The organism is Synechococcus sp. OH2, assembly GCF_047462155.1.
In the GTDB taxonomy this organism is placed as follows: Bacteria; Cyanobacteriota; Cyanobacteriia; order Thermostichales; family Thermostichaceae; genus Thermostichus.
Map to the genome: position 1 here is coordinate 1 of NZ_JANSIR010000002.1, position 3,261 is coordinate 3,261.

Consider the following 3,261-nt stretch of genomic DNA (forward strand, 5'->3'; position numbering starts at 1 on the left):
TGCAACAGGCGGTTGGCCTTGCGCAGATAGGCAGGGGAAAGGTCCAGGCCATACAGTGCCGCGTTGGGCAGGGATCCCCGCAAAAGGCGCAGCATCCGCCCCGTACCACAAGCCACATCGAGAATGTGGGGAGCCGATAGAGCAGGATCGAGGGCATCCTTGAGCAGCCGGATTACCCGCCGCCGCATCGCATCCGCTGTGCCCCCAAACAGCAGCTCCACCTGTAGGTCGTAGAGCTCAGCCGAGCGATCACTTAGGTAGCCGTTGGTTTGGTAATGAAAATTTTGCAGATAGTATTTTGGATAGCCCTCGGTGGAGATGTCTGGAGAAAACTCCTGGTAGCGCCGGCTGTGGACCCGCCGAGCAACCTGGGGCAAATCCAGCCACACCTCTGGGTAATGGCGGGCAAAGTCCAGCCAGGGGTTGTCGAAAAGAAGCGCGTGAGGGTAGTAACCTGCCTCAGCGTCTTGCCAATCGACCTGGAGCAGCCGTTCGTAACGAGCCCGCAACTCTTGCAAAATAGCTGCGCTGACCTTCACCCGCTCCCGCGGCGGCAGGGCTTTCCCAGAGGAAAAACTTTGCAGCTCCCTGAGCACAGAGAGCATCAGCTCCAAAGCCTGGGTGGAGAGAGCCTTATGGGCAAAGCCAAAGAGATTTTTGCCCCACTGAAAGGCACGGTAGGCCGCCTCTCCAACCGGCGATGGGATCGGCAGCGACAGCTCGGAGCTCAACTGTAAGCTCATAACCCTGCAAGGTGCGAATGCTTAATGTTTCTTTACGTTAGATTATAGCAAGGCAGCGATGGGAAACCGGCAAGTTCTCGGCCTTGGGAGAATCGGCGAAATTGGAGCTGTAAGTTGCTAGTCACACCCCACTTCCCTAAGAGGGAGAGTACTCTATTGGTGTCCCCGGAAGGACGTCCCCGATGCCCCATGCACTGGAGGAAGGGGCTGAGCAGGTCGAACGGATTGGGAAAAGGGAGCGCCCAAGCATGACAGCCAAGACGGTGTTGGTCATTGACGACAGCATCATGATCCGCAAGATGGTAGCCAGCATCTTGGCTGACCAGTTTCAGGTACTGGAGGCCAAAGACGGCCTAGCGGGCTTGGAGGCTGCCAAAAAACATCACCCCGACCTGATCTTGCTAGATTTTGTCATGCCCAAGATGGACGGCTATGACACATTGCAGGCCATCCGGCAGGAAGAGAGCCTGAAGAATACCCCCGTCATCATCATGTCGGGGATGAAAGAGCAGGTAACAGCCCGCATCCCTGAGCCTTTTGTCGATTTTGACTTCATTGAAAAGCCCTTTGAGGCAGAAGCCCTTCTGGCCCAAATTCAAAAGGCCTTGCGGGTGACCCCTGAGGCGGCACCAGAGCCGGGGTCGGAAACCAACACCCAGTTACTCTTGAACAAGCTCACCGCCATCGAGACGCTGCTCATCCAAGGCACGGAAAACCTCATCCAGCGGGAAGTGGTGACGCGGCTTGCCAACCTCAACCAGCGCCTGGAGCGCCAGGAATCTTATAGCGCTAACCTGGAAGAGCAGATCCGTAAACTTGCCAGCGAAGTGGAACGGCACAGTCAGGGCCTGGCCCTAATTGTCAAAGAACTACGGCAGATCCGCAAACTTCTAGGAGGATCCTGATGTCTGAGCGAGGCTTGGAGCGCGCCTACCGGCACCTGGATGCGGTGACGGCCCTGTTTGTGGCTGTGCTGCTCATTTCCAACATCGCCTCCACTAAGATCGTGCTCTTGGGGCCGTTTACCTTCGATGGCGGCACCATCCTCTTCCCTCTCAGCTACATTTTTGGCGACATCCTCACAGAGGTCTATGGCTATGCCCGCTCGCGGCGGGTGATCTGGCTGGGGTTTTTCTCGGCGGCCCTGATGTCGGTAACCTTGATGATCGTGGGATCCCTGCCGGCAGCCCCCGACTGGCCCTACCAGGAAGCCTACAACCAGATTCTCGGCCTTACCCCGCGCATTGTACTGGCCAGCCTGATTGCCTACTGGAGCGGCAGCTTTGCCAATGCCTATGTGCTGGCGCGCCTGAAGGTGTGGACGCGGGGACGCTGGCTATGGATACGCACCATCAGCTCGACCTTGGTGGGCCAGGCGGTGGACACGGGCCTGTTTATTCTCATCGCTTTCTGGGGGGTGTTTCCCGGTCTGATGAGCCTCATCGTCTCCAACTACGTGTTCAAGTGTGCCGTTGAGGCAGTCTGTACGCCCCTGACCTACGCCATCACCGGCTGGCTGAAGCAACAGGAACAGGAAGACTACTTTGACGTGGCAACCGACTTCAACCCTTTCCGAATGCAGTCTGTATCTAGGTAGTTCATCCATCGGCTGCCCCGACGGATCTGGCCTTGAGAGGGATCCCAGTTTTGGTATAGTCAGAGCGTTATCCTTTCTACCCCGCCGCCGGTGTGCAGCGAGCCGGCTCGGGTTGGGCAGACCGGTGTTGTCGGGAGCCCTTATCCAAGACAAGACTTTTGTGAGGGATCCGTAAAGATGATGCTCATTTTCCAAATTGCTCTGTTGGTGTTGGTGCTTTACAGCTTGCTGTTGGTGGTGGCGGTGCCGGTGCTCTACAGCTCGGCCAGCGACTGGAGCCGGGCCAAGAATGTCATTTTGGTAGGATCCCTGCTCTGGGTGCTGATGGTGATCGGGGTGGGGGTACTCAGTTTCTTTAAGTGATCCTCCCAGCAGGATCCTTCGACGCCCATCCCCCAGGCTCCTGGACGTTCCAGAGCATCAGGGTTGCGACTGTGAGGTTCTGGTGGTGGGGAAAAACTGCGCATCTCCGCACCCGAGTGGGCCCTGGGCGCTCCCGGTGGAAGGGATCCCGCCCCTTACAATGGATAGCAATTCAATCTCATGGCCTTGCTGCTCGCTCGGCCGGCGGCAAGGTGCCCCTGTGCCGAAGTCTTTTGGGAGGTTTGGGTGTTGAGAGCAGTGAAGCGTTCGTGGGGCCTCCGCTTGGCCCGGCTGGGGACGAGGCTGATTTTGGCAGGCTTGGTGGTAGGGGCGCTATCCCCTTTGGCAAAGGCGCAGTCGGGCTTTGTCATCACGGGCAGCGAGGGGGTACCTGTCCTCAGCTATCGGCTGGATTTTCGCGGCATTCGCGGTCGGCTGGATCGCTATCGCCTGAAGATCCCACCGCAGGATGTGGCGGTGGCGGAGGTGCAGATTAGCGCGGACAGGAACTTTGATGCCGTCATCGATCCCCAGAATGTACGCCTAGAGGTGGAGGGC

Annotated in this window: 4 protein-coding genes and 1 pseudogene; 4 read left to right on the top strand and 1 reads right to left on the bottom strand. The window is 58.0% G+C overall.

Going from position 1 to position 3,261, the window contains the following annotated elements:
* On the bottom strand, positions 1-743 hold a 743-nt coding region (locus tag NW835_RS00215), incomplete at its 3' end, for a class I SAM-dependent methyltransferase (protein ID WP_414414209.1).
* 248 nt (positions 744-991) lie between these two features.
* Here NW835_RS00215 and NW835_RS00220 point away from each other — a divergent pair.
* From NW835_RS00220 to NW835_RS00235, 4 genes and pseudogenes are all read left to right on the top strand, one after another.
* A complete protein-coding gene (locus NW835_RS00220) occupies positions 992-1,648 on the top strand; it encodes a response regulator (RefSeq protein WP_414414210.1) in 657 nt (218 codons plus the stop codon).
* Complete coding sequence (locus tag NW835_RS00225) at positions 1,648-2,340, top strand: queuosine precursor transporter (protein ID WP_414385309.1); 693 nt, start codon at positions 1,648-1,650, stop codon at positions 2,338-2,340. Before NW835_RS00220 ends, NW835_RS00225 begins: the two co-directional genes overlap by 1 nt.
* Before the next feature lie 177 nt (positions 2,341-2,517).
* Complete coding sequence (gene psbZ, locus NW835_RS00230; protein ID WP_414334060.1) at positions 2,518-2,703, top strand: photosystem II reaction center protein PsbZ; 186 nt, start codon at positions 2,518-2,520, stop codon at positions 2,701-2,703.
* A 246-nt stretch (positions 2,704-2,949) separates the two neighbouring features.
* Positions 2,950-3,261, top strand: a pseudogene (locus NW835_RS00235) (hypothetical protein); the annotation flags it as partial.